Source organism: Micromonospora sp. NPDC047620 (assembly GCF_043205005.1).
Classification (GTDB): Bacteria; Actinomycetota; Actinomycetes; order Mycobacteriales; family Micromonosporaceae; genus Micromonospora.
In genome coordinates this window covers 1-1,150 of the sequence record NZ_JBIDDG010000166.1, presented here as the reverse complement: position 1 = coordinate 1,150, position 1,150 = coordinate 1, and the positions used below count along the sequence as shown (strand labels likewise).

Below are 1,150 nucleotides of genomic sequence, written 5' to 3'. Positions count from 1 at the left end.
GGCGGTTTCTAGGGTTCAGTGCAACTGATCTTGGTTGTGCTGGGGGGTGTTGGTGGCCGCGCCGGGTGTGTTGACGTTTGGGCATCGTCAGGTGTTGGAGCATTTGTGGGGTTCGGGTCGGACGATCACGCAGATCGCTGGGTTTCTTGGGGTGCCGGTGTGCACGGTGTCTCGGGAGGTGGCTCGATACAACAGTGCCCGGCATGGGACGAAGAACCCGCTGGGGCGGTGGTTGCCGCCGGGGCGGGCTCGGGCGCCGTATCGGTGGGGGTACCAGGCGCAGTGGGCGCAGCGGCGGGCTGATGCGGCGCGACGTCGGCCGAAGACGTCGAAGCTCGGGGTGGGCACACGGCTGCGGCAGGTGGTGGCGGGGAAACTGGCTCGTAGGTGGTCTCCGACGCAGATCGCCGCGTGGTTGCGGGCCACGTTTCCTGACCGGCCGGAGTTGCAGGTGTCCCACGAGACGATCTACCAGGCGATCTATGTGCAGTCGCGGGGGAACCTGCGGGCCGAGTTGACCCGGCAGGTGGCTTTGCGGTCAGGGCGTACCCAGCGGCGCGCCCAGTCACGGGCGGCGGCCGCGAGTCGCTCCCGACGGCCGTGGATCGGGGACCTGCACATCAGCGCCCGCCCCGCCGAGGCCGCGGACCGGGCGGTGCCCGGGCACTGGGAAGGTGACCTGGTCATCGGCAAGGCCGGCGGCTCGGCGATCGTGACCCTGGTGGAACGGGCCACCCGGTATGTGATGCTCGGCGCCCTACCCCACGGCCGCGACAGCGAAGCCGTCATCGGCGTGCTCACCGACCTGGCCACGAGGATGCCGGCGCACCTGCGCCGCTCGCTGACCTGGGACCAGGGCGTGGAAATGGCCGCCCACCCAAAGTTCACCGTGGCCACCGGCTGCCCGGTCTACTTCTGTGACCCGCACAGCCCCTGGCAGCGCGGCAGCAACGAAAACACCAACGGCCTGCTTCGCCAGTACTTCCCCAAGGGCAGCTACGACTTCCGCACCATTAACCAGGCCGGGCTGGACGACATCGCCCACGAACTGAACACCCGACCCCGCCAGACGCTGGGCTGGGCAACCCCAACCCAGCGTCTCGCTCAACTCATCGCGCCCTGACGATTGCACTCACCACTTGACACCGCC

The 1,150-nt window shown here is 68.8% G+C and carries 1 protein-coding gene; it reads left to right on the top strand.

Annotation, left to right across the window (positions count from 1 at the left end; translation table 11 throughout):
* The first annotated feature begins 46 nt into the window (after positions 1-46).
* Positions 47-1,123: an IS30 family transposase gene (locus ACGF5C_RS34990; RefSeq protein ID WP_393308731.1), complete on the top strand. Its 1,077-nt coding sequence runs from the start codon at positions 47-49 to the stop codon at positions 1,121-1,123.
* Positions 1,124-1,150: the final 27 nt, after the last annotated feature.